The organism is Paraburkholderia sp. BR10872, assembly GCF_040965835.1.
GTDB classification, from domain to species: Bacteria; Pseudomonadota; Gammaproteobacteria; order Burkholderiales; family Burkholderiaceae; genus Paraburkholderia; species Paraburkholderia nodosa_A.
In genome coordinates, this window is sequence record NZ_JBFRCN010000052.1 from 1 (window position 1) to 22,094 (window position 22,094).

The 22,094-nt window shown below is 66.7% G+C and carries 20 protein-coding genes; 14 read left to right on the forward strand and 6 right to left on the reverse strand.

All coding sequences use genetic code 11. The annotated features are described in order from the left end of the window. Positions 1-941 (forward strand): electron transfer flavoprotein-ubiquinone oxidoreductase (locus tag AB4Y43_RS31120; RefSeq protein ID WP_368729541.1); only part of this gene is annotated, 941 nt, incomplete at its 5' end. Positions 942-1,037: 96 nt separating this feature from the next. Here the strand turns inward: AB4Y43_RS31120 and aroC are convergent. The 3 genes from aroC to AB4Y43_RS31135 form a co-directional block, all read right to left on the reverse strand. Further along, positions 1,038-2,138, reverse strand: a complete 1,101-nt coding sequence (gene aroC / locus AB4Y43_RS31125) for a chorismate synthase (protein ID WP_069268651.1) — start codon at positions 2,136-2,138, stop codon at positions 1,038-1,040. Positions 2,139-2,281: 143 nt separating this feature from the next. Next, positions 2,282-4,267 carry an MFS transporter gene (locus tag AB4Y43_RS31130; protein ID WP_368729542.1) on the reverse strand — a complete coding sequence of 662 codons (1,986 nt, stop codon included), beginning with the start codon at positions 4,265-4,267 and terminating at the stop codon, positions 2,282-2,284. Between the two features lie 103 nt (positions 4,268-4,370). After that, on the reverse strand, positions 4,371-4,826 hold the full coding sequence (locus AB4Y43_RS31135) for a CBS domain-containing protein (protein ID WP_324156738.1): 456 nt from the start codon (positions 4,824-4,826) through the stop codon (positions 4,371-4,373). A 294-nt stretch (positions 4,827-5,120) separates the two neighbouring features. Here AB4Y43_RS31135 and AB4Y43_RS31140 point away from each other — a divergent pair, with 294 nt between their 5' ends. The 3 genes from AB4Y43_RS31140 (at position 5,121) to AB4Y43_RS31150 (ending at position 7,719) form a co-directional block, all read left to right on the forward strand. Then, positions 5,121-6,467: an O-acetylhomoserine aminocarboxypropyltransferase gene (locus AB4Y43_RS31140; RefSeq protein WP_342945950.1), complete on the forward strand. Its 1,347-nt coding sequence runs from the start codon at positions 5,121-5,123 to the stop codon at positions 6,465-6,467. Continuing rightward, positions 6,464-7,303 (forward strand): alpha/beta hydrolase, encoded by an 840-nt coding sequence (locus AB4Y43_RS31145; RefSeq protein ID WP_368729543.1) that lies wholly within the window; start codon positions 6,464-6,466, stop codon positions 7,301-7,303. The genes AB4Y43_RS31140 and AB4Y43_RS31145 overlap by 4 nt, the downstream gene beginning before the upstream one ends. Before the next feature lie 95 nt (positions 7,304-7,398). Next, positions 7,399-7,719: an Mpo1-like protein gene (locus AB4Y43_RS31150; RefSeq protein WP_069268656.1), complete on the forward strand. Its 321-nt coding sequence runs from the start codon at positions 7,399-7,401 to the stop codon at positions 7,717-7,719. A 46-nt stretch (positions 7,720-7,765) separates the two neighbouring features. On the opposite strand, the gene AB4Y43_RS31155 is transcribed toward AB4Y43_RS31150, so the two are convergent. Next, on the reverse strand, positions 7,766-9,067 hold the full coding sequence (locus AB4Y43_RS31155) for a YihY family inner membrane protein (RefSeq protein ID WP_368729544.1): 1,302 nt from the start codon (positions 9,065-9,067) through the stop codon (positions 7,766-7,768). Between the two features lie 194 nt (positions 9,068-9,261). Here AB4Y43_RS31155 and wrbA point away from each other — a divergent pair, with 194 nt between their 5' ends. The 4 genes from wrbA (at position 9,262) to AB4Y43_RS31175 (ending at position 12,718) form a co-directional block, all read left to right on the forward strand. Continuing rightward, on the forward strand, positions 9,262-9,879 hold the full coding sequence (gene wrbA / locus AB4Y43_RS31160) for an NAD(P)H:quinone oxidoreductase (RefSeq protein ID WP_069268657.1): 618 nt from the start codon (positions 9,262-9,264) through the stop codon (positions 9,877-9,879). Positions 9,880-9,947: 68 nt separating this feature from the next. Beyond that, positions 9,948-10,304 carry a DUF2069 domain-containing protein gene (locus tag AB4Y43_RS31165; protein ID WP_069268699.1) on the forward strand — a complete coding sequence of 119 codons (357 nt, stop codon included), beginning with the start codon at positions 9,948-9,950 and terminating at the stop codon, positions 10,302-10,304. Between the two features lie 140 nt (positions 10,305-10,444). Continuing rightward, complete coding sequence (locus tag AB4Y43_RS31170; RefSeq protein WP_368729545.1) at positions 10,445-11,881, forward strand: FAD-binding oxidoreductase; 1,437 nt, start codon at positions 10,445-10,447, stop codon at positions 11,879-11,881. A gap of 30 nt (positions 11,882-11,911) precedes the next feature. Continuing rightward, positions 11,912-12,718 (forward strand): metallophosphoesterase, encoded by an 807-nt coding sequence (locus AB4Y43_RS31175; RefSeq protein ID WP_342946011.1) that lies wholly within the window; start codon positions 11,912-11,914, stop codon positions 12,716-12,718. A gap of 18 nt (positions 12,719-12,736) precedes the next feature. Here AB4Y43_RS31175 and AB4Y43_RS31180 read toward each other — a convergent pair whose 3' ends face one another. Next, positions 12,737-12,880: a hypothetical protein gene (locus AB4Y43_RS31180; RefSeq protein ID WP_169739136.1), complete on the reverse strand. Its 144-nt coding sequence runs from the start codon at positions 12,878-12,880 to the stop codon at positions 12,737-12,739. 152 nt (positions 12,881-13,032) lie between these two features. Further along, positions 13,033-13,971: a LysR family transcriptional regulator gene (locus AB4Y43_RS31185; protein ID WP_069268660.1), complete on the reverse strand. Its 939-nt coding sequence runs from the start codon at positions 13,969-13,971 to the stop codon at positions 13,033-13,035. A gap of 156 nt (positions 13,972-14,127) precedes the next feature. Between AB4Y43_RS31185 and AB4Y43_RS31190 the strand changes: the two genes are divergently transcribed. From AB4Y43_RS31190 to AB4Y43_RS31215, 6 genes are all read left to right on the forward strand, one after another. Next, positions 14,128-15,756 (forward strand): efflux transporter outer membrane subunit, encoded by a 1,629-nt coding sequence (locus tag AB4Y43_RS31190; protein WP_368729546.1) that lies wholly within the window; start codon positions 14,128-14,130, stop codon positions 15,754-15,756. Positions 15,757-15,767: 11 nt separating this feature from the next. After that, a complete protein-coding gene (locus AB4Y43_RS31195) occupies positions 15,768-18,011 on the forward strand; it encodes an FUSC family protein (protein ID WP_368729547.1) in 2,244 nt (747 codons plus the stop codon). Further along, positions 18,001-18,201 carry a DUF1656 domain-containing protein gene (locus tag AB4Y43_RS31200; protein WP_042271036.1) on the forward strand — a complete coding sequence of 67 codons (201 nt, stop codon included), beginning with the start codon at positions 18,001-18,003 and terminating at the stop codon, positions 18,199-18,201. The genes AB4Y43_RS31195 and AB4Y43_RS31200 overlap by 11 nt, the downstream gene beginning before the upstream one ends. Before the next feature lie 40 nt (positions 18,202-18,241). Further along, entirely contained in the window at positions 18,242-19,105 is an 864-nt protein-coding gene (locus AB4Y43_RS31205) for an HlyD family secretion protein (RefSeq protein ID WP_069268663.1), read from the forward strand. A 303-nt stretch (positions 19,106-19,408) separates the two neighbouring features. After that, positions 19,409-20,005: a hydrogenase maturation protease gene (locus AB4Y43_RS31210; protein ID WP_368729548.1), complete on the forward strand. Its 597-nt coding sequence runs from the start codon at positions 19,409-19,411 to the stop codon at positions 20,003-20,005. Positions 20,006-20,181: 176 nt separating this feature from the next. Further along, entirely contained in the window at positions 20,182-22,080 is a 1,899-nt protein-coding gene (locus tag AB4Y43_RS31215; protein WP_368729549.1) for a propionate--CoA ligase, read from the forward strand. The last annotated feature ends 14 nt before the right edge of the window (positions 22,081-22,094 follow it).

Sequence of the window (22,094 nt, forward strand, 5' to 3'; positions counted from 1 at the left end):
CCGGCTGGCCGCTCGAATCCGATACGTACGGCGGCTCGTTCCTGTACCACATCGACAACAACCAGGTGATGGTGGGCTTTGTCGTCGGTCTTGCGTACCAGAACCCGTATCTCTCGCCGTTCGAGGAATTCCAGCGCTACAAGACGCATCCGGAAATCCGCAAGTACCTCGAAGGCGGCAAGCGCGTGTCGTACGGCGCGCGCGCGATCACGGCAGGCGGCCTGATGTCGCTGCCCAAGCTCGTGTTCCCGGGCGGCGCGCTCGTGGGCGACGACGCGGGCTTCCTGAACGCCTCGCGCATCAAGGGCAGCCACGCGGCGATCAAGACCGGCATGCTGGCCGCCGATGCGGCGTTCGAAGCCGTGCAGGCAGGCCGCCAGAGCGATGAACTCGCGGCTTACCCGGAAGCGTTCAAGCAGTCGTGGCTCCACACGGAGCTGTACAGGGCGCGCAACTTCAAGCAGTGGATGAGCAAGGGCCTGTACCTGGGCACGCTGATGGTGGGCATCGAGCAGAAGCTGCTGGGCGGCAACGTGCCGTGGACGCTGCATCACCAGCATCGCGACCACGAGATGCTCAAGCCCGCTTCGCAGTGCAAGCCGATCGAGTATCCGAAGCCCGACGGCAAGCTCACGTTCGATCGTCTGTCTTCAGTGTTCATCTCGAACACGAACCACGAAGAGAACCAGCCCGCGCACCTCACGCTCAAGGACGCGAGCGTGCCCGTGAACGTGAACCTGCGCACCTACGCGGGCCCCGAAGCGCGCTTCTGCCCGGCCGCGGTGTACGAGTTCATGAAGAACGACGACGGCAGCGATCGTCTGCAGATCAACGCGCAGAACTGCGTGCACTGCAAGACCTGCGACATCAAGGACCCGACGCAGAACATCGTGTGGGTCACGCCCGAAGGCGGCGGCGGGCCGAACTATCCGAACATGTAAGTCCGACAGGCGAAAAAAAGCCGCTTCAGGTGTGAGCCTGAAGCGGCTTTTTTGTTGCCTGCGCAACGCGTGCGGCTCACGTCGCAGCGATCGGCATCACTCGTCGCTGGCCGCGATCTTCGGCGTCGTCACGACGACGTCGGCATTCTGCGCGCGGTGGCGCATTGCGTGATCGATCAGCACGAGCGCGAGCATGGCCTCGGCGATCGGCGTCGCGCGAATGCCCACACACGGGTCGTGGCGCCCGAAGGTCTCGACCGTTGCGGGATCGCCCGCCTTGTCGATCGAGCGCCGCGGCGTGCGGATGCTCGAGGTCGGCTTGATGGCGATCGAGACGGTAATGTCCTGCCCCGTCGAAATACCGCCGAGCACGCCGCCGGCGTGATTACCGTGGAACCCGTTGGGCGTGAGTTCGTCACCGTGCACCGAGCCGCGCTGTGCGACGCTCGCGAAGCCCGCGCCGATCTCCACGCCCTTCACCGCGTTGATGCCCATCATGGCGTGCGCAATGTCGGCATCGAGCCGGTCGAAAAGCGGCTCGCCCCAGCCTACCGGCACCCCGCTCGCCACCACGTTCACGCGCGCGCCGATCGAGTCGCCGTCCTTGCGCAACGCATCCATGTAGTCCTCGAGCTGCGGCACGACGTCGGCGTTGGGCACGAAGAACGGGTTCTCGTGCACGTGCTCCCAGCTGACGAACGGCACGTCGATCTCGCCGAGCGCGCGCATGTAGCCGCGCACTTCCACACCGAAGCGCTCGCGCAGCCACTTCTTCGCCACCGCCCCCGCCGCGACCGTGGGCGCCGTGAGGCGCGCCGACGAGCGGCCGCCGCCGCGGTAATCGCGAATGCCGTACTTCTGCCAGTAGGTGTAGTCGGCATGACCGGGACGGAAGGTCTCGACGATGTTGCCGTAGTCCTTGCTGCGCTGGTCGGTATTACGGATCAGGAGCGCGATGGGCGTGCCCGTGGTGAGCCCTTCGAACACGCCCGAGAGAATCTCGACCTTGTCCTCTTCCTGGCGCTGCGTCACGTGACGCGACGTGCCGGGGCGGCGGCGGTCCAGGTCGATCTGGATGTCGGCTTCGGTGAGCGCCATGCCGGGCGGGCAGCCGTCGATGACGCAGCCAATGGCCGGGCCGTGGGATTCGCCGAAGGTGGTGACGGTGAAAAGCGTACCGAGCGTGTTGCCGGACATGGCGGTCGTCCAAAGTGAATCGGGGAATCCAATATTATGCCAGCCCGCGCGCGGCGACGCCCGACCGGGCGGTCGGGCTGTCGGGCGAGCGCCGGGTGAGAAGCGGCGGCGTGACGCCGGTTTGGACAGCGCGTGGTCCGGCGTCAGCGCCGCGCGCCGCGCAGTTCCGTCACCGTCTCCTGCAAGCGCTCAAGCGTAGCGTCCGCCGCCGCGATCGGCTCGCCCACCGCGAGCGTCAAACGGCTCGTCAGACCGCGTCGCAGCGGCCGCTCCTGGCCGGACCCCGCGAAGCGCGAAAACGCACTGCCCCACAGCCCGCGCAGCGCCATCGGCACGACCGGCACGGGCGAGCGCCGCAAGATTTCGCTCACGCCGTGGCGAAACGGGTTCATCTCCCCGGTGCGGGTGAGCTTGCCCTCGGGAAAAATGCAGACGAGGTCGCCCTCGGCCAGCGCGGCCGCGCACGCGTCGTAGGCAGCGGCGAGCGCATTCGGGTCCTCGTGCGCGGGCGCAATCGGAATGGCCTTGGCGTGGCGGAACACCCAGCCGACGAACGGCGAGCGGAAGATCTGCTGATCCATCACGAAGCGGATCGGGCGCGGGCTCTCGGCCATGATGACGATCGCATCGACATAGCTCACGTGATTGCAGACGAGCACGGCCGCGCCCTCGGCCGGTATGCGTTCGGTATGCACGAGCCGCACGCGGTAGACCGTATGTACGAGCACCCACGCCACGAAGCGCAGCAGGAACTCGGGCACGAGCGTGTAGATATAGGCCGCCACGACGATATTGAGCAGCGCCGTGGTCAGAAAGATGCCGGGAATGCCGACGCCTGCGGATGTGAGCGCCATCGCCATGAGCGCCGAGACGATCATGAAGAGCGAATTGAGGATGTTGTTCGCGGCGATGATGCGCGCGCGGTGGCTGGGCGCGCTGCGGCTCTGGATCAACGCGTAGAGCGGCACGCTGTAGAAGCCGCCGAACATGGCGAGCAGGAACAGGTCGGCGAGCACGCGCCAATGCGCGGCGATGCGCAGGAATTCGCCCACCGAAAGCAGATGGGACGCGGGAGGCAACGCGTGGCTCGCAAAGAAGAGATCGATGCCGAACACGCTCATGCCGATCGAGCCGAGCGGCACGAGGCCCACCTCGATGCGCCGCCGCGAGAGCCGCTCGCACAGCAGCGAACCCGAGCCGATGCCGAGTGAAAACATGGCGAGCAGCACGGTCACGACGTCGGGGTCGGCCGACATCACGTCCTTCGCGAAATTGAAGAACGAGGCGAGAAACGTTGCGCCCACGAACCAGAGCCACGAGATGCCGAGCAGGCTCAGGAACACGGTGCGGTTGCCGTGCGCGAGGCGCAGGTTGCGCCAGGTTTCGGAGACCGGATTCCAGTTGATGCGCAGGTCCGGCTGCGACGGCTCGCACGGCGGCACGAAGGCCGACGCCACGCGCCCCACTAGCGCGATGACAATGCACATGCCGCCGAGCCACCATGCGCCAAGGGGCGGCCCGAGGTCCGCATGCGCCGACGCGGGATCCATCGCGCCGATACCCGCCGCCACGCCCCCGACGATCGTGCCGAGCAAAATCGCGACGAACGTGCCCATCTCGACGAGCCCGTTGCCGCCAACCAGTTCATCGGGCGCAAGGCGCTGCGGGAGGTACGCGTACTTGACCGGCCCGAACACGGTCGAATGCACGCCCATCAGGAAAGTGCACGCGTACAGCAGCGGCGCGCTGTGCATCCAGAAGCCGGCCGCGCCGACCAGCATGACCGCGATCTCGAAGGTCTTGACCCAGCGCGTGAGCATCGCCTTGTCGTACTTGTCGGCGACTTGGCCCGAGGTCGCGGAAAACAGCACGAACGGCAGGATGAAAATGGCCGAGATGAGGAACGCGACCGTCTTCGGATCGACGCCGGAAAAGCGCGCGGCCTGATAGGTGACGAGCGAGGTGAAGCCGATCTTGAAGACGTTGTCGTTCATCGCCCCGAGGAACTGCGTCCAGAAAAACGGGGCGAAACGACGCTGGCGCAGCAGCGCGAACTGCGAAACGTGGTCACCCTCATGGTGCGCTTTACGCTTGTCGCGCTGCGCCGCGGGCATCGGTCTATCGTTCATCGAACAGGAATCGCACTGACAGAATTCATGGGGCCCAGACGCGAAAAAGCGCGCCTGACGCGCGCTTTTCCATACTGATCAATCGGGCGAAGTCGGGCTGCGCTCAGCGCGCCGGCTGACGCTCCTCTTCGGGCCAGTCGCGAATATACGCCTTGAGCAGCTTGTTTTCGAAGCCCTGCGCTTCGACCACGGCCTTCGCCACGTCGTAGAACGAGATCACGCCCATGAGCGAACGGCTTTCCATGACCGGCAGGTAGCGTACGTGGTGCTCGAGCATCATGCGGCGCACTTCGTCGACCTCGGTTTCCGGCGTGCAGGTGATGGGATGATCGTCCATGACCTTGCGGATCGTCGTGGTGCCGACGCTGCCGCCGTTTGCACGCAGCGTAAGGATGATCTCGCGGAACGTGAGCATGCCGACCAGATCGCCATACTCCATGACGACGAGCGAGCCGATATCGTGCTCGGCCATGGTGTTGACTGCCTCGTTCAGCGCAGTATCGGGCGTGACGGTGAAGAGCGTATTGCCCTTCACCTTGAGGATGTCGCTGACACGCATGATGTGTCTCCAGGAATGCCGCTAGTAATGGGGGAAATGCTGAAAAGATGCCTACCTGATTCGATCCTAGCGGAAAGATTGTTAAAAGGAAAGCCGCGCGGCGGGCGCTCCGCGGCGTACCGAAACGTCTGTCGAAAGCCGTGGCGAGGGGTTTTCCGGCGCGAAAACGGCCACGCGGGGCGCGCCCCATCAGGCCCGAAAAAACGCCCGGCCGGGCGTCCCCGCGCCCCGCCGCCGGTGTTACGATGCCCTTCACCTCGATACCAGGCCGGTTCGCGCCGGCGCGCCGCCACGATGTCATCGAATCCCGCATCCAATCCCGATAGCCGCTTCGACACGCTCGCGCTGCATGCGGGCGCGGCGCCCGACCCCGCCACCGGCGCCCGCGCGACGCCGATCTACCTCACCACCTCGTTCTCGTTTCGCGACACCGACCACGCCGCCGCGCTCTTCAACATGGAGCGCGCGGGCCACGTGTACTCGCGCATCTCGAACCCGACCGTCGCCGTGTTCGAAGAGCGCGTGGCGGCGCTCGAAGGCGGCGCGGGCGCGATCGGCACCGCGAGCGGCCAGGCGGCGCTGCATCTCGCGATCGCGACGTTGATGGGCGCGGGCTCGCACATCGTCGCCTCGGCGGCGCTTTACGGCGGCTCGCACAACCTGCTGCACTACACGCTCAAGCGCTTCGGCATCGAGACGACCTTCGTGAAGCCCGGCGACCTCGACGCCTGGCGCGCGGCGCTGCGGCCCAATACGCGCCTGCTGTTCGGCGAAACGCTCGGCAACCCGGGCCTCGACGTGCTCGACATCGAAGCCGTCGCGCAGATCGCGCACGCCCATGGCGTGCCGCTCCTCGTCGATTCGACGTTCACCACGCCTTACCTGCTGCGCCCCTTCGAGCACGGCGCCGACCTCGTCTATCACTCGGCCACCAAGTTCCTCGGCGGCCATGGCACGACGATCGGCGGCGTGCTGGTCGATGGCGGCACGTTCGACTTCGAAGCGTCGGGCCGCTTTCCCGAACTCACCGAACCCTATGCGGGCTTTCACGACATGGTGTTCAGCGAGGAAAGCACGGTCGCGCCCTTCTTGCTGCGCGCGCGGCGCGAGGGCCTGCGCGACTTCGGCGCGTGCCTGCATCCGCAGGCCGCGTGGCAATTGCTGCAAGGCATCGAAACGCTGCCGCTGCGCATGGAGCGGCATGTGGCGAACGCGCGGCGCATCGTCGAATATCTCGCCGCGCACGAGGCGGTCGAATCGGTCGCGTGGCCGGAACTGCCGAGCCATCCCGATTACGCGCTGGCGAAGCGCCTGCTGCCGCGTGGCGCGGGCGCGGTGTTCAGCTTCAATCTGCGCGGCGGCCGCGCGGCGGGCAAGCGCTTCATCGAAGCGCTCACGCTGTTCTCGCATCTGGCCAACGTCGGCGACGCGCGCTCACTCGTGATCCACCCCGCCTCGACCACGCATTTCCGCATGGACGCCGCGGCACTGGCCGCCGCCGGCATCGCGGAGGGCACGATCCGGCTCTCGATCGGGCTCGAAGACCCTGCCGACCTGGTCGATGACCTCAAGCGCGCACTGAAGGCGTCGCAAAAAGTGGACGCATCGAAAGGCAAGTCCGCCGGCAAGGAGGCATCATGATCGTCGATGTCGCCGGCAAACCGGTCTACATCTACACGGCCTCGCACGCGATCGACCACGCGCTGCCGTTCGTGGTGTTCGTCCACGGCGCGCAGCACGACCACAGCGTCTGGGCGCTGCAATCGCGCTATTTCGCCAACCACGGTTTCAATGCGCTGGCCGTCGATCTGCCCGGCCATCTGCGCAGCGCGGGTCCGGCGCTCACGAGCATCGGCGCGCTCGCCGACTGGCTCGCCGCACTGCTCGACGCGCTGAACGCCCCGCAGGCCTTCGTCGCCGGCCACAGCATGGGCTCGCTCGTCGCGCTCGAATTCGCGGCACGCCATCCCGAACGCGCGCAGCGCATCGCCCTGCTCGCCACCGCATTCCCGATGACGGTCGCGCCTACCCTGCTCGAAGCCGCGCGCGAGCGCGAGCCGGAGGCGATCGCGCTCGTCAACGCGTGGTCGCACTCGACGCTCGCCGCCAAGCCGTCGAGCCCGGGGCCCGGCTTCTGGCTGCGCGGCATGAACCAGCGGCTCATGGAGCGCGTCTCCGCGCGCGGCGAGCCGCAGCTTTTCCATACCGATTTCGCGGCGTGCAATGCCTATGCGGACGGCCTCGCCAGCGCCGCGAAAGTCCGCTGCCCGGTGCGCCTGATCGTCGGCAAACGCGACGCGATGACGCCCCCGCGCGCTGCGCGCGCCCTCGCCGACGCCCTCGCCCAAGCGGGCACGCCCGTGGACACGGTCACGCTGGACGCCGGCCACGCGCTGATGACGGAGCAGCCCGATGCGACGCTCGATGCGCTCTACGCTTTTGCAACGCAGCAAACACCGCGCGTGGGCAACGGCTGACGGCGGTGACTTGCCCGGGTTGCACGGTCGTTTGGAACGCCGCAGAATGGCTCAATCAACCATCCCCTGCGTACCCGCGCAGAAAGGAGGAGACGATGCAACCCACCACGCATACCGAGCACTTTTCGAGCTTCGCGCAGTTCTATCCGTTTTACCTGAGCGAGCACAGCAATCTCATGTCGCGGCGGCTGCATTTCATCGGGTCGCTTGGCGTGATCGGCTTCGTCTGCATGGCGATCGCCACCGGCAACTGGCTCTGGCTGCCGCTTGCCGTCGTGTGCGGCTACGGCTTCGCGTGGGTCGGCCATTTCAAGTTCGAGAAGAACCGCCCGGCCACCTTCCGTCACCCCATCTACAGCTTGATGGGCGACTGGGTCATGTTCGCGGATATCTGCCGCGGCAAGATTTCCCTTTGATTCGAATCCGATGCGACGGCGCGCCTGTCATGGGCGCGCCGCCTCGTCATGCCGCCGGATGCGGGAGCACTGGCGGATGCTCCTCCGTGAGCGCCGGGAGACGCCGCGTCGCGAGCAGCGACGCGAGTGAAATCGCGAGCTTGTCGTTGTCGAGCGCACCCAGCAGCAGGTGCGCGTCGATACTGCTCGACTTGAGCTGATACGCCAGTTCCTCGCGATCGATCGCAAAGCGGTCGAAGATGCGCGTCACCGAAATGCGCGCAGGATTGCCGATCAGCAGGAACAGCGTTTTCGCACGCTCCTCCTGCTCGAGACGCCCCACGAGTTCGTCCTCTTCGAGGCCGTCGATCAGTCGCCTGACCGTGGCCAGGTCGCGCCGCAGCAGCTGCGCGAGCTGCTCGGTCGTGCGGCCCGGCTCACCCGCTTCCCGCGCATCGGCGAGACCCGCGAGCAGTTCGAGCGCGTCGAGCAGATCGCTGCCAGGAAAGCGCGGCCGGTCGAAGCGCCCGGTGCGGATCTCCGGCAGCGCCGAGGTGATCATCGCGCCCACGAGCGTGATGAACCAGCTCAGGTACATCCATAGCAGGAACATCGGCGCGGCCGCGAAGGCGCCATAAACTGCCGTATAAGTCGGAATGCGCCGCACGTAGTAACCAAAGCCGCGCTTGGCCGCCTCGAATGCGATCGCCGCTGCGATGCCGCCAACCAATGCGTCGCGCCACTGCACGCGGCAGTTCGGCAGATACACATAGAGCATCGTGAACGCGAGCGACGTCAGCGGCAGCGAGGCGCCGATCAGCATCCAGTCGAGGATGCCCGAAACGTGCTGCTCGGTCGCGATCACGGCCGAACGCGTGAACACGTACGAGGAGATCGACAGGCTCACGCCGATCAGGATCGGCCCGAGCGTGAGAATGGCCCAGTAGACGAGCACGCGCTGCGCGAACGGGCGCGCCTTGCGCACACGCCAGATCAGATTGAAGGCCGACTCCACGGTCATCATCGTCATGACCGAGGTGACGAAGAGCACGATCATGCCCATCGTCGTGAGGCCCTTGGCCTTCGAGGCGAACTGGTTCAGGTACTTGAAGATCTGGCTGTTGATCTGCGCCGGCATGAGGTGATCGGCGAGAAAGGCCTGCAGCGAGTTCTGGAACGAGGCGAAGATCGGGAACGCGGTGAAAAGCGCAAACGCGACCGTGGCGAGCGGCACGAGCGAAAGCAGCGTGGTGAAGGTGAGGCTGCCCGCGACCTGCGCAATGCGATCTTCGCGACTGCGCCGCGCCGCGAAACGCGCGAGGCGCTTCACGATGTCCAGATCGAATCTCACCCTCGACAGCACATCCATTGGCCTGCTTTCCTCGCCACCGTGAACACGTTGATTGCCGCGCTTTCTTGACGCCGTTTTTTTGCCGCTGATCCGGCGCGCACGCAGTGTACCTATTTGCCGATGATTTGCGCGTAAGATGCGCGTCGCTCGCCGGTGCGCCGCTGCGGCGGCAGACCCAACCCCTATAATATCCCGTCCACCGACGAGGCCCGATGAAACCGATTCTTGTGCTCTATTACAGCCGGCATGGCGCAACGCGCGAACTCGCGCGCGCCATCGCCCAGGGTATCGACAGTGTTCCCGGCGCCGAAGCGCGCGTGCGCACGGTGCCGCCCGTCTCGACGGTCTGCGAGGCCACCGCGCCCGACATCCCCGCCGACGGGCCGCCCTACGTCGAACTGCGCGACCTCGAAGAATGCGCGGGCCTCGCGCTCGGCTCGCCCACGCGCTTCGGCAACATGGCCGCGCCGCTCAAATACTTTCTCGACGGCACCACACCGCAGTGGCTTTCGGGTGCGCTCGCGGGCAAGCCCGCTTGCGTGTTCACATCGACGGGCAGCCTGCACGGCGGCCAGGAGAGCACGCTGCTCTCGATGATGCTGCCGCTGCTCCATCACGGCATGCTGCTCGTGGGCATCCCCTACACGGAAAGCGCGCTCACGACCACGCAGGGCGGCGGCTCGCCCTACGGCGCCTCGCATCACGCGCGCCAGGACGCGCGCGGCCACGGTTTGAGCGCCGATGAAAAGACGCTCGCGAGCGCGCTGGGCGTGCGGCTTGCGCGCGCGGCGCTCGCACTCGCCGTCACCGAGCAAGGCCAGCGGCTGTGAATACCGGCGTGGACCGCGTCGCCGAGCCCATCGTCCAGCGTCGCGGCGCCGCGCTCGGCGCTTTTGCGATGCTCGCCGCGCTCACGCTGCTGTGCATTGCGTGGGAGTGGCGGCTCGCGCCGCTGCGCCCCGGCGGCAGCGCGCTCGTGCTCAAGGCCGTGCCGCTCGCCATCGCGCTGCCTGGCGTGCTGCGACGCAGGCTCTACACGCTGCAATGGGCGGCGATGCTCGTGCTGCTGTACTTCGCGGAAGGCATCGTGCGCGGCATGACCGATCCCGCGCCCGGCAACCGGCTCGGCTGGGTGGAAGTCGCGCTGGCTCTTGGTTTTTTCGCGTGTGCGCTTGCCTATGTCGCGCCGTACAAGCGCGCGGCAAAGCGTGCCGCGAAGTCCGCCGCAAAGTCCGCTAAAAGCGAGTCGGCCTAAGCGACGGCCTTCCACGCCGCGACCGCCTCGTCCACGAGCGCTGCGTGAAGGTTACCGCCGTGTCAAACTAACCGTTTGAGCCTCGCGACTTCATGACAATCGCGCCGCGAGCCAGCCCAGGCGCGAATATCCGAGACACCATGACCGACTCCACCCCGACCGCCTGCCAAGCCTTTCTCGACGCCTGCGCCGCAGCCATCGGCGCGCAATACGTGCTGACCGACGCGCACGACACCGCGCCCTACCTCGCCGACTGGCGCCGCCGCTACCAGGGCGCGGCCGTCGCGGTGCTCTGCCCGGCCAATACGCGGGAAGTCGCCGCGGTCGTGAAGCTCGCGCGCGAGCATCGCGTGGCGCTCGTGCCGCAAGGCGGCAACACGGGCCTTGCGGGCGGTGCCACGCCGGACGTCAGCGGCACCCAGGCCGTGCTGAGCCTGCGCCGCCTGAACCGCGTGCGCGAAATCGATCCGCACAACAACACCATCACCGTCGAAGCCGGCGTGATCCTCGCCGAAGTCCAGGCGCGCGCAAAAGATGCGGGCCGCCTCTTCCCGCTCTCGCTCGCGGCCGAAGGCAGTTGCACGATCGGCGGCAATCTCTCGACCAACGCGGGCGGCACCGGCGTGCTGCGCTATGGCAATACGCGCGAGCTGTGTCTCGGCCTCGAAGTCGTCACGCCGCAAGGCGAGATCTGGGACGGTCTGCGCGGGCTGCGCAAGGACAACACCGGCTACGATTTGCGCGATCTCTTCATTGGCGCGGAAGGCACGCTCGGCATCATCACCGCCGCGGTCATGAAGCTGCATCCGCTGCCGGCCGCGCGCGTCACCGCGCTCGCCGCGCTCGGCTCGGCACATGCGGCGCTCGACTTCCTCGCGCTCGCGCAGCGCTACGCCGGGCCGCTGCTCACGGGCTTCGAGCTGATGTCGGACTTCTGCATGGCGCTCGTCAGCCGTCATTTCCCGCAACTGCGTTATCCGTTCGCGGAGCATCACGCGCAGGTCGTGCTGCTCGAACTGTCGGACAACGAAAGCGAAGAGCACGCGCGCGCCCTCTTCGAGCGGCTCATGGAAGAAGCGCTCGAACAAGGTCTCGTGGAAGACGCCGTGGTCGCGGAAAGCCTCGCGCAGTCGCAGGCGTTCTGGAATATCCGCGAGCACATTCCGCTCGCGCAGGCGCAGGAAGGGTTGAACATCAAGCACGATATCGGCGTGCCGATCTCGCGCATCGGCCATTTCATCGAGGAAACCGACGCCGAAATCGCCCGCGCGGTGCCCGGCGCGCGCATGGTCACCTTCGGGCATCTCGGCGACGGCAATCTGCACTACAACGTGCAGGCGCCCGAAGGCGGCGACCCGAAGCGTTTCCTCGCCGAAAACGAGAAGACGCTGAACCGCATCGTCTACGACAGCGTGGATCGCCATCGCGGCACGATCAGTGCGGAACACGGCCTCGGGCGGCTGAAGATCGACGAGAACATGCACTACAAGAGCGAGGTCGAACTCGCGCTGATGCGCGCGATCAAGACCGCGCTCGATCCGCTGAATCTGATGAATCCGGGGAAAGTGCTGCGCTGAACGCGCGGGACGCAAGGAGCCGACATCGTGTTGAAGATCCGCGTGCTGTCCGACCTGCATCTGGAAAACGACGAGCCCGACACGATCCCGCATGCGCAGGCCGATCTCGTCGTGCTCGCGGGTGACATCCACAATCACGGGTTGGGCTTGCGCTGGGCGGCGGAAACGTTCGATCCGCAGGTGCCGGTGGTGTACGTGCCCGGAAATCACGAGTACTACGACGGCGATCTCGGCGCGCTGGAAACGGCGATGCGCGACGCCGCCTCCACGCTCGACAACGTGCATTTCCTCAACGATGGCGTCTACGTCGATCCGGCGGGCCGCTTTCGGGTGTTAGGCACGACGCTGTGGGCCGACTTCGCACTCTTCGGCGCCGACCACGCCGCGCGTGAAGCCGCCATAGCGGCAGCGATGCGCGTGATGCTGGATTTTCGCGGATTGATCCAGGTGTCCTGGCCGGACAGCCCGCAAGCAGGTGCCCGCGACTTCACGCCGGCCGACTCGCTCGCGCTCCACGCGCGTTCGCGCGCATGGCTCGAAGCGGAACTGGCGAAGCCCTTCGCGGGCGAGACGATCGTCGTCACGCATCACGCGCCGCATAAAGGGAGTCTGGCGCCGCGCTACGCGGAGGATCTGGTGTCGGCGGGATTCGTGAGCGATCTCGGCGCGCTCGTGCGCGCGCCGGTCGCGCTATGGATACATGGCCACACGCATACGTGCTTCGACTACACGGTCAACGGCACCCGCGTGGTGTGCAATCCGCGCGGCTATCGCGACCGCCGCACGGGGCGGCCGGAGAATCCGGCCTTTGCTTGGGACAAGGTGGTGGAGATCTAGCGAGGCAAACCCGCGGCTTTAGTGCATGCGTGCGTCGTCGCGGCGCACGCGCAGCGTCGCGGGCTGGAGCTGCGCGCGGCGCATGCGCAGCAGATCGCGCGATGCCGCGATGCCGATCAGGCCCATCATCACGGCGATGCCGATCATCAGATGCGTATCCATTCGAGTTTCCGGTGTTGGCAGAAAGAGGTTGCGTGAAACAGTCCCGCTACCTTACCAAGCCACCGCGCCGCCGGGCGTAAGGAAGTGTTGCCATCTGCGCAAGCTGTAACAGGCTGTCACGGCCCGCGCGCCATTTGATTGCGCTCAGGTGCTCAGGTGCGCGCGAACTGGCGCAGCTCGTTGTGATCCCGAGCGAGTGTCGAAGGCATGCTCTCGCGCAGCAGCTCGACCCACGTGCGGATCTTCGCGTCGAGATACTGGCGCGACGGATAAACCGCAAAGACGTTCATCTCCTGCGACTTGTACTCCGGCAGGATCCATTGCAGCTCGCCGCTGCGCAAACCGCTGATCGCCGAATAGATCGGCAGCAGGCCCACGCCCATGCCCTCGCGCACGGCCACCGCCATCGCCTCCGCCACGTTCACCTGGAAGGTCGCCGGGCCGAGGTCGATCGTGGCCTCGCCTTCGGGGCCCGTGAACTGCCACTGCGAGGTCGGGAACACGGGCGTCACCATCTGCAGGCAGGTGTGGTTCGCGAGATCCGCGGGCTTTTGCGGCACGCCGCGCTTTTCCAGATACGCCGGCGAGGCAACCACGATGCTGAACGCGCTCGTCAGCCGCTGCGACACGAAACCGGAATCCGGCAGATCGGTCGCGACGACGAGGGCCACGTCGTAGCCCTCGTCGAGCAGGTCCGGCATGCGCTGGGCGAGCGTGAGTTCCACGTGCACGTCCGGATAGCGCTGCTGATACTGCCCCACCGCCGGCACCACATAGTGCTGGCCGAAGCTCGTCATCGCGTGGACCTTGAGCTTTCCGGAGGGGCGCGCATGCGCGTCGCCGGCTTCCGCTTCGGCCTGATCCACGTAGGCGAGGATCTGCTCGCAGCGCTGCAGGTAGCGCTCACCCGCCTCGGTGAGCGCAATGCGGCGCGTCGTGCGGTTCAGCAGGCGCGTGCGCAGGTGCGCCTCCAGATCGGAAACCGCGCGCGAAGCGTAAGCCGTGGTCGTGTTCAGGTATTGCGCCGCGCCCGTGAAGCTGCCCGCCTCCACCACCCGGACGAATACACGCATGTTTTGAAGCGTATCCATACCAATCCTCTTTCTGACACACGAATTGTTTCATAATTCGTAAGATCGATTGTCTCACGTTTCGTAAAAATGCCTTGCATCCTTACCGGTTATTCATCAATCGCTCAAAAAATATAATGACACGCAGTGATTCATAGCCAAGATAAGGAGTAAATCGTGCAGTCTCCGGTACCGAAAGGACTAGCCGCACTCACGGTTCTTACGTTCTCGTTGATAATCGCGGGCTGCGCCAGTACCGGGGGCATCGCACCGCAAGCGCAACTGGCGCAAGCCGCGCAACTCGACGCCGGATCGGCGATCCGCGCGGCCAACACCGACGCCGGCTGGCCCGCCAGCGACTGGTGGCGCGGCTATAACGACCCTCAGCTGAATGCCTGGATCGAAGCCTCCGTGGCCGGCAACCCCTCGCTTGCCGCCGCCCAGGCGCGTGTGCGCGAAGCGCGCTCGATGGTCGGCGTGGCCCAGGCCGGGCTCCTGCCGCAAATCAACGGCAGCATGTCCATCCAGCGCCAGCAATGGTCCGACAACGTCTACTACGGGCCGGGCCCGCTCGCGGGTGCGAACACGTGGAACAACACAGCCACGCTCGGCCTCTCATATCACCTCGACCTCTGGGGCCAGGACAAGAACAATGCCGAGCGCGCGCTCGACGTAGCCCACGCCACCGCCGCCGACGCGCGCGCGGCGCAGCTCGAACTCGAAGTCAATGTCACGCGCACCTACATCGAGATGTCGATGAACTACGCGCTGCTCGACATTGCGAAGCAAACGCTCGGCCAGCAGCAACGCATTCTTGCGCTCGCGCAAAAGCGCCTGGCCGGCGGCATCGGCACGCAGCTCGAAGTGAGCCAGGCGCAAACGCCGCTGCCCGAATACGAACGCCAGATCGACGCGCTCGAAGAATCCATCGCGCTCGGCAAGAACCAGCTCGCGGCGCTCGCGGGCAAGGGCCCGGGCGCCGGTGAAGCGATCGAGCGGCCTGCGCTCTCGCTCGCGGCGCCTGCAGGTCTGCCCTCGGCGTTGCCCGCCCAGTTGATCGGCTATCGCCCCGACGTGGTCGCGGCGCGCTGGCTCGTCGCCGCGCAGGCGCGCGGCATCGACGTCGCGAAGGCCGACTTCTATCCGAACGTGAACCTGCTCGTTTCGATGGGCGGCTACGCGGCGGCCGGCCCGCTGTTCCAGTTCCTCAAGTCGATGAGCGGCAGCTATGCGGGCGGCCCCGCGTTCTCGCTGCCGATCTTCGACGGCGGACGCCTGCGCGCGCAGCTCGGCGCGCAGTCCGCCGCGTACGACATCGCCGTCGATCAGTACAACCAGACGATCGTCACCGCGCTCAAGGAAATCGCCGATCAGGTGGTGCGCATGCGCTCGCTCGCGACGCAGGAAGACGACGCACACCGCTCGGTCGCGGCCGCGCAGCGCAATTACGATCTCGCACAGGAAGGCTTCCGCCGCGGCCTGACCGACTATGTGAACGTGCTGATTGCGCAAACGCAGTTGCTGCGCGCCCAGGAAGGCGTCGCGCACATCCAGGCCGAGCGGCTGGCCGCCCATGCCACGCTAGTGGCGGCACTGGGCGGCGGCATGATCGACGCATCGAGCGATGCCGCAGCAACAGGCCCAACCGAAGCCGAGCAACTGCCCGCGCACGGCAAGAAGACGCGCGACGTGCCGCTCATGCCTGCGGCGCTGCTCGCGCCGCATGGCTCGCATGCTTCGTCCGGCCCCGACGCCGCCGATGCGAACGCATCGGGCAATGCCGGCGCAGCCGGCACGGCGCACTGAGGCAGACGACGATGCAAGCGTCCACCTCCTCCCCTTCGCAGCCGGGCGGCCAAAGCCTCTACGCCGCGCTCGCCGACTGGGCGCGTACCGACGGCCTCGTGTGGATCTATCTCTTCAAGGCGATCGCCGCCGCGCTGCTCGCGCTCGGCATCGCCATGAAGCTCGATCTGCCGCAGCCGCGCACGGCCATGACTACCGTGTTCATCGTGATGCAGCCGCAAAGCGGCCCCGTGTTCGCCAAGAGCTTCTATCGGCTTTGCGGCACGCTCGTGGGCCTCGTCGTGATGCTCGCGCTGATCGGCCTCTTCGCGCAGCAGCCGGAACTCTTCATCGTCTCGACGGCGCTGTGGGTCGGCCTGTGCACCGCGGGCGCCGCGCGCAACCGCAACTTCCGCTCGTACGGCTTCGTGCTCGCGGGCTACACGGCGGCGCTGATCGGCATTCCGGCCTCGCAGCATCCCGACGGCGCGTTCATGTCGGCGATGACGCGCGTGGGCGAAATCTCGATCGGCATCCTTTGCTCGGGCTTCGTCAGCGCCGCGGTGTTTCCGCAGTTTACGGGCGAGCTGCTGCGCTCGAACGTGCGGCGCCGTTTCTCGTCGTTCGTCGATTACGTTTCGGCGGCGCTTGCCGGGCGTGTCGATCGTTCGCATATCGAAGCGAGCAATGCGCGGTTCGTCGCCGACGTCGTGGGTCTCGAAGCGAACCGCAGCATGGCCGTGTTCGAGTCGCCCGACGCGCGCATGCGCTCGGGGCGCCTCGCGCGCCTGAACACCGAGTTCATGACGGTCTCCACGCGCTTTCACGCGCTGCATCAGTTGATGAACCGTCTGCGCGCGGACGGCTCCTCTGCAACCGTCGATGCGCTCGAACCGTACTTCCGCGAGATCGCGCCGCTGTTCGCCAAAGCAGGCGAGCCTGTGCTCACGGCCGCCGACGCAACGCACGTCTCGCAGCAACTAGACGACTACCGCTCGGCGCTGCCGCGGCGCGTGCGCGCCACGCGCGCGGAACTCGAAGCACAAGGCGATGCGCGCCTGCTCGACTTCGACACCGCCACGGAACTGTTCTACCGCTTCGTGCACGAGATGACCGAGTACACGGCCACCTACGCCTCGCTCGCCGTGGATACGCACTCGCGCGAGAAATGGATTTCGCGCTACGTGCCGAAGACCAACCTGATCGCAGCGGGCGTGGCAGGCCTGCGCGCCGCCGTCGTGATGACGCTGCTCGGCGCGTTCTGGATCGCCACCGCGTGGCCGAGCGGCACCAACCTCGTGCTCAATGCCGCCGCGACCTGCGCGCTCGCCTCGTCCGCGCCGCAGCCCTCGCGCATGGCGACGCAGATGGCGCTCGGCACTGTGCTCGCATCGGTCGTCGGCATGATTCTCACGTTCGGCGTGTTTCCGCACATCGACGGCTTCGTCATGCTGTGCGTCGCGCTCGCCCCCGCGCTCGCGTTCGGCGTGTTCCTCACGACGCGCCCGAAATACGCGGGCTACGGCGTGGGCTATTGCATCTTCCTGTGCTTTCTCGCGGGGCCGGACAACGTCGTGCAGTACAACCCGAGCAGCTACATGAACGACGCGCTCGCGCTCATTGCGTCGATGGCAGTCTCGGCGCTGGCGTTCGCCGTGCTCCTGCCGCCTTCCACGCTGTGGCTGCGCCGGCGACTGCTGGCCGACTTGCGCGGCGGCGCCGTGCACGCTTGCCGCGCGCGCCTGAAGGGACTGCGCAACCGCTTCGAGAGCGGCGCGCGCGACCTGATGTTCCAGCTCTCGGCGATCGCCGGCAACGACGACGCGCAACGCCGCGACACGATGCGCTGGCTCTTCTCGACGCTCGAAGTGGGCAACGCCGCGCTCGATCTGCGCCACGAACTGGCCACGCTGCCCGCGCATCCGCAGTACGCACGGGGAACGGCGTGGCGCGTGGCGATCGACGCGACGCTCAAAGCCGTGAGCGCGCTCTTCGATCGCCCGGGCGAAGCGCGTTACCGCGACGCGCTCGCCGCGACGGCTCGCGCGATCGACGCAAGCCAGGCCGTGCTGCAAGGCATGTGGCAACCCGAAGCGACGAGCGCCGCCGAGCGTGGCGACGCGCCGCGCGAAGAGCGCCACCAGCTGCAGCGCATCCAGAGTCATCTGCATTTCATCCGCACCGCGCTCATCGACCCGCAATCGCCGCTCGCGGCGTATGCGGGCAACGAAAGCGCGAACCCCGGCGCGAGCCAAGGAGCCAACCATGCCTCGTGACGTCGCGTTTCTCGACGCCTATATCCCGGCGATCGTGCTGCTCTTCATTCTGGGCGCGGCGATCACCTGGGTGCTCGATTCCGTACTGGCCCGAACCGGCCTCTACCGGGTCGTCTGGCACCCGTCCCTCTTTCGCGTGAGCCTGCTCGTGGTCGTGTGCTGCCTGCTCGGTCTCGCGGTCTATCACTAAATGCGTCGCTGCATGCATCGCTGAACGAATCAACCGAATCATGACAATCCGCAACCTCATTGGCTTTATCGCGACGGCCATCATCTTCGTCGTCGCCATTCTGGTCGGGCGCGTCCTGTGGGTTCACTACATGGACGAGCCGTGGACCCGCGACGGCCGCGTGCGCGCCGAAGTGGTGAACATCGCCCCCGACGTCTCGGGCGCCGTGGTCGAGCTGCCCGTGAAGGACAACCAGTTCGTGCACAAGGGCGACCTGCTCATGCAGATCGACCCGTCGCACTATCAGATCGCCGTGGAGCAGGCCGAGGCCGCCGTGGCCGCGCGCAAGGCCGAGTTGACGATGCGCCAGGACGACGCGCGCCGCCGCGCCGACATGGACAGCGAAGTGGTCTCGGCCGAAAACCGCGAGAACGCCTCGCATACGGCAAATTCGGCACAGGCGCAGTACCAGCAGGCAATCGCTGCGCTCGACGCAGCCAAGCTCAACCTCGAACGCACGCGCGTGGTCTCGCCGGTGGACGGCTACATCACGAACCTGCAGGTGTTCCAGGGCGACTATGCGATCTCGGGCCAGGCCAAGCTTGCCGTGGTGGACAGCCATTCGTTCTGGGTCTACGGCTACTTCGAGGAAACCAAGCTGCCGCACGTGAAGGTGGGCAACAAGGCCGACATCAAGCTGATGAGCGGCGGCACACTCCAGGGCCACGTCGAGAGCATCTCGCGCGGCATTTACGACCGCGACAATCCGCAAAGCCGCGAACTGCTCGCCGACGTGAACCCGACCTTCAACTGGGTGCGCCTCGCGCAGCGCGTGCCGGTGCGCATCCACATCGACAAGGTGCCGGACGACATGGTCCTCGCCGCGGGCACGACCTGCACGGTGGTCGTCAAACCAGGCACGTGATGGCGCCGTGACGGCGCGTACTGCCAGCCGGGCTACGCAACAGCGCATGCAAAAAGGGAACGCCAGTTTGGCGTTCCCTTTTTTGTTGCTGTGCGCACACGGAGTGTTAGCGCTTCCCGCACAGTGCGCCGACAGCGAATCGATGAGTATTGCAAAACAATGTCTTTATCACGTTAAAGCCTCTCTCGCTTGATCCATGTCAACGGAAGTTGGTCGGAATACTCGGATTATTCCTATTCCCCAGCCTTCCAATCAGCCCTCAACGTGATCCTTCGCCTACATCGACCTCGCGAAATCGGCGCCATGCCGCGGGCGGCGCGCGACGACGGCGCGGTGCGCGCGTTCGCGCGCCGCGCACTGGCCGGGCTCGCGAAGCGTCAGGCCCTCGCGCCGCAACGGGTGGTCGTTCTCGCCCTCGGCAACGTTCAGTGGGGCGACGCCGGTTTGGGCGTGCTCGCGCTTGAGCGGCTGAAGGCGGCCTGGCAATGCCCCGCGCAGGTCGAACTCGTGGAAGGCGGTACGCGCGGCCGCGCGCTGCTGCCCGTCGTCGAATCCACGCAGCGTTTGATCGTGCTCACATCAATCGATTTCGGGCTCGAACCGGGCACGCTGCGCATCCTCACCGGCGATGCGGCCGCCGAACATCTCTACATGCGCCGCCCGAGCCGGCCTGGCATGGGTTTCGCCGACGCGCTGGCCTGCGCGCAGCTGAGCGGCCGCTCGCCGCGCGAGATCGTGCTGATCGGCGTGCAGCCGCAAGGCAGCGACTGTTACGGCGCGGGCTTGTCGAGCACGGTGCGCGCGCAACTCGATGCGACTGTCGATGCCGCCCGGCTCTGGCTGCGCCGCTGGCGCGTCGCACCGTTGCCGCGTCTCGAGCATCCCGACATCCGCGGCTGAGCGCCGCACAGCGGTTGCACGCGCCCGGCGGGCGCGCCGCATGCGCCCGTACGCGGAAATCCGCGAGAGAATCCGCGGGAGAACCCGCGTTGCCCGCGCGCATTGCACTGCACTATCCTGAAAAACTGCGCCAGATCGGCCAACGGCTGCAATATCAGCACGGGAGGAAGGTAGTCATGCGTTACCGCGATTTTCACCGCGAGTCGGTCGCGAACCCCGACGACTTCTGGCGCCGCGAGGCCGAGCGCATCCATTGGGAGACGCCGTTCGACCAGGTGCTAGACCGCTCCAATCCGCCGTTTGCGCGCTGGTTCTGCGGCGGCCGCACGAACCTGTGCTTCAACGCCGTGGACCGTCACCTCTCGTCGCGCGCTCACCAGAACGCGCTCGTCTACGTCTCGACCGAGACCGGCATCGAGCGGCGCTACACCTACGCCGACCTGCACGCCGAAGTGAACCGCATGGCCGCCGTGATGCGCTCGCTCGGCGTCGCGCGCGGCGAGCGCGTGCTGATCTATCTGCCGATGATTCCCGAGGCCGTCTTTGCCATGCTCGCCTGCGCGCGCCTGGGCGCGATCCACTCGGTGGTGTTCGGCGGATTCGCCGCGCCGAGCCTCGCCGCGCGCATCGACGACGCGAAGCCCGTGCTGCTCGTGAGCGCCGACGCCGGGGCGCGCGGCGGCAAGGTGATCGACTACACGCCACTCGTGGACGAAGCCATGGCGCGCGCCGAATACCCGCCGCCCAAGGTGCTGCTGATCGACCGCCAGCTCGCGCCCGAGCGGCTGAACGCGCCGTATCTCGTCGACTACGAGCCGCTGCGCGAGCAACACTACGATGTGCAGATTCCCTGCGAATGGCTCGAATCGAACGAGCCTTCGTACATCCTCTACACCTCGGGCACGACGGGCAAGCCCAAGGGCGTGCAGCGCGACGTGGGCGGCTACGCGGTGGCGCTCGCCGCATCGATGGAATACATCTTCGAAGGACACGCCGGCGACACCATGTTCACGGCGTCGGACATCGGCTGGGTGGTGGGCCATAGCTACATCATCTACGCGCCGCTGCTCGCGGGCATGACCACGGTGATGTACGAAGGCACGCCGGTGCGCCCCGATGGCGGCATCTGGTGGCGCCTCGTCGAGCAGCACCGCATCAACCTGATGTTCACGGCGCCGACGGCCATTCGCGTGCTCAAGAAGCAGGACCCGGCGCTGCTGCACTGCGCCGATCTGTCGAGCCTGCGCACGCTCTTTCTCGCGGGCGAACCGCTCGACGAGCCCACGGCCGAATGGATCTCGGATGCACTCGCCAAACCCGTCGTCGACAACTACTGGCAGACCGAGACCGGCTGGCCGATGCTGGCGATCCAGCGCGGCGTCGATCCGCTGCCGCAAAAGCTCGGCTCGCCGGGCGTGCCCTGCTACGGCTACGACCTCGTGCTGCGCAACGAACATACGGGCGAGCCCTGCGCACAAGGCGAGAAAGGCGTGATCACGCTCGGCTACCCGTTGCCGCCAGGCTGTATGCAGACCGTGTGGGGCGACGACGCGCGCTTCGTGAACACGTACTGGGAAAGCGTGCCGGGCCAGCAGGTGTATTCGACCTTCGACTGGGGCGTGCAGGACAGCGACGGTTACGTGACGATCCTCGGCCGCACCGACGACGTGATCAATGTGGCGGGCCATCGTCTCGGCACGCGCGAGATCGAAGAGGCGATCTCGTCGCACGCGGCCGTCGCGGAAGTGGCCGTGGTGGGGATGAACGACGCGGTGAAGGGTCAGGCGGCGCTGGCGTTCGTCGTGCTGCGCGACGCGAATGCGGCAGCGAATCCCGCCGATGCACAGAAGCTCGCGGCTTCGCTCGCCGCGACGGTGGACCGCCAGCTCGGCGCGATCGGCCGGCCCGCGCGCGTGCACTTCGTGCCGATGCTGCCCAAGACGCGCTCCGGCAAGCTATTGCGCCGCGCGATCGCGGCGCTCGCCGAAGGGCGCGACCCGGGCGATCTGCCGACCATCGAGGATGCCTCGGCGCTGCAGTCGATTCGCGAGGCGGTGAGCGCAGGCGAAAGCTGAGGCCTGCGCGTGCG

What these genes read in the sequence shown, in the direction of transcription:
- aroC (WP_069268651.1), bottom strand. Translation starts at nt 2,138, where the DNA reads ATGTCCGGCAACACGCTCGGTACGCTTTTCACCGTCACCACCTTCGGC.
- AB4Y43_RS31130 (WP_368729542.1), bottom strand. Translation starts at nt 4,267, where the DNA reads ATGAACGATAGACCGATGCCCGCGGCGCAGCGCGACAAGCGTAAAGCG.
- AB4Y43_RS31135 (WP_324156738.1), bottom strand. Translation starts at nt 4,826, where the DNA reads ATGCGTGTCAGCGACATCCTCAAGGTGAAGGGCAATACGCTCTTCACC.
- AB4Y43_RS31140 (WP_342945950.1), top strand. Translation starts at nt 5,121, where the DNA reads ATGTCATCGAATCCCGCATCCAATCCCGATAGCCGCTTCGACACGCTC.
- AB4Y43_RS31145 (WP_368729543.1), top strand. Translation starts at nt 6,464, where the DNA reads ATGATCGTCGATGTCGCCGGCAAACCGGTCTACATCTACACGGCCTCG.
- AB4Y43_RS31150 (WP_069268656.1), top strand. Translation starts at nt 7,399, where the DNA reads ATGCAACCCACCACGCATACCGAGCACTTTTCGAGCTTCGCGCAGTTC.
- AB4Y43_RS31155 (WP_368729544.1), bottom strand. Translation starts at nt 9,067, where the DNA reads ATGGATGTGCTGTCGAGGGTGAGATTCGATCTGGACATCGTGAAGCGC.
- wrbA (WP_069268657.1), top strand. Translation starts at nt 9,262, where the DNA reads ATGAAACCGATTCTTGTGCTCTATTACAGCCGGCATGGCGCAACGCGC.
- AB4Y43_RS31165 (WP_069268699.1), top strand. Translation starts at nt 9,948, where the DNA reads ATGCTCGCCGCGCTCACGCTGCTGTGCATTGCGTGGGAGTGGCGGCTC.
- AB4Y43_RS31170 (WP_368729545.1), top strand. Translation starts at nt 10,445, where the DNA reads ATGACCGACTCCACCCCGACCGCCTGCCAAGCCTTTCTCGACGCCTGC.
- AB4Y43_RS31180 (WP_169739136.1), bottom strand. Translation starts at nt 12,880, where the DNA reads ATGGATACGCATCTGATGATCGGCATCGCCGTGATGATGGGCCTGATC.
- AB4Y43_RS31185 (WP_069268660.1), bottom strand. Translation starts at nt 13,971, where the DNA reads ATGGATACGCTTCAAAACATGCGTGTATTCGTCCGGGTGGTGGAGGCG.
- AB4Y43_RS31195 (WP_368729547.1), top strand. Translation starts at nt 15,768, where the DNA reads ATGCAAGCGTCCACCTCCTCCCCTTCGCAGCCGGGCGGCCAAAGCCTC.
- AB4Y43_RS31200 (WP_042271036.1), top strand. Translation starts at nt 18,001, where the DNA reads ATGCCTCGTGACGTCGCGTTTCTCGACGCCTATATCCCGGCGATCGTG.
- AB4Y43_RS31205 (WP_069268663.1), top strand. Translation starts at nt 18,242, where the DNA reads ATGACAATCCGCAACCTCATTGGCTTTATCGCGACGGCCATCATCTTC.
- AB4Y43_RS31210 (WP_368729548.1), top strand. Translation starts at nt 19,409, where the DNA reads ATGCCGCGGGCGGCGCGCGACGACGGCGCGGTGCGCGCGTTCGCGCGC.
- AB4Y43_RS31215 (WP_368729549.1), top strand. Translation starts at nt 20,182, where the DNA reads ATGCGTTACCGCGATTTTCACCGCGAGTCGGTCGCGAACCCCGACGAC.